Genomic DNA, 1,288 nt, shown 5'->3' with positions numbered 1-1,288 from the left:
AATTCCACCACCCTCTACCATACTCTAGCTTGCCAGTTTTGGATGCAGTTCCCAGGTTGAGCCCGGGGATTTCACATCCAACTTAACAAACCACCTACGCGCGCTTTACGCCCAGTAATTCCGATTAACGCTTGCACCCTCTGTATTACCGCGGCTGCTGGCACAGAGTTAGCCGGTGCTTATTCTGTCGGTAACGTCAAAATTGCAGAGTATTAATCTACAACCCTTCCTCCCAACTTAAAGTGCTTTACAATCCGAAGACCTTCTTCACACACGCGGCATGGCTGGATCAGGCTTTTCGCCCATTGTCCAATATTCCCCACTGCTGCCTCCCGTAGGAGTCTGGACCGTGTCTCAGTTCCAGTGTGACTGATCATCCTCTCAGACCAGTTACGGATCGTCGCCTTGGTGAGCCATTACCTCACCAACTAGCTAATCCGACCTAGGCTCATCTGATAGCGCAAGGCCCGAAGGTCCCCTGCTTTCTCCCGTAGGACGTATGCGGTATTAGCGCTCCTTTCGAAACGTTGTCCCCCACTACCAGGCAGATTCCTAGGCATTACTCACCCGTCCGCCGCTGAATCCAGGAGCAAGCTCCTCTCATCCGCTCGACTTGCATGTGTTAGGCCTGCCGCCAGCGTTCAATCTGAGCCATGATCAAACTCTTCAGTTCAAACATCTTTGGGTTTTTAAGAAACCCTAAACTTGGCTCAGCAATCGTTGGTTACATCTTTGATTTCTCGCGGAGTAACTTGTGATGCTGATAATCTTGCTGACTATCAGTCTGACTCCACAAGCACCCACACGAATTGCTTGATTCAGTTGTTAAAGAGCGGTTGGTTAAGATCTTTCGTCTCAACCGAGGCGCGCATTCTACAGCAGCCTCATTTGCTGTCAAGTGATTATTTTCAGAAGTTTTCGAAGAATTCTTCAACAACTTCAACCACTTGCGCTTCCGATCTCTCGTTAGCGGGAGGCGAATTCTACAGCGTTACACGCTGCTGTCAACACCTCTTTTTTCACCGCTTTCGACCGAGAAGATCGAACCGTCAAAAAGAGCCAAAACATCACCGCTCTTTCAACTCCTTCCAGGCTTCGATGAACTGAAGCGATCCGCCGTCCAAAAACTGCTTAACTCGTTGAATCTCAAGGAGTTTTCCGTTTCGACTGCGCCGGAAGTGGGGCGAATTATAGACCTCCAGAATCTGCCGTCAACCGTTAATTTCAGTTTTCTTTCAACAACTTACAGACCGGTTAAAAAAACAACACAGCTGCGCCTATATATAAG

1 rRNA gene is annotated in these 1,288 nt (G+C 48.8%); it reads right to left on the bottom strand.

The annotated features are described in order from the left end of the window. Positions 1-673: ribosomal RNA gene (locus HT737_RS29945) — 16S ribosomal RNA — on the bottom strand; the annotation flags it as partial. Positions 674-1,288: the final 615 nt, after the last annotated feature.

It is taken from the genome of Pseudomonas sp. MD195_PC81_125 (genome assembly GCF_014060985.1).
GTDB lineage: Bacteria > Pseudomonadota > Gammaproteobacteria > Pseudomonadales > Pseudomonadaceae > Aquipseudomonas > Aquipseudomonas parakoreensis.
Note: the sequence above shows the minus strand (reverse complement) of the source record. Positions and strands in the feature narration are given on the sequence as shown.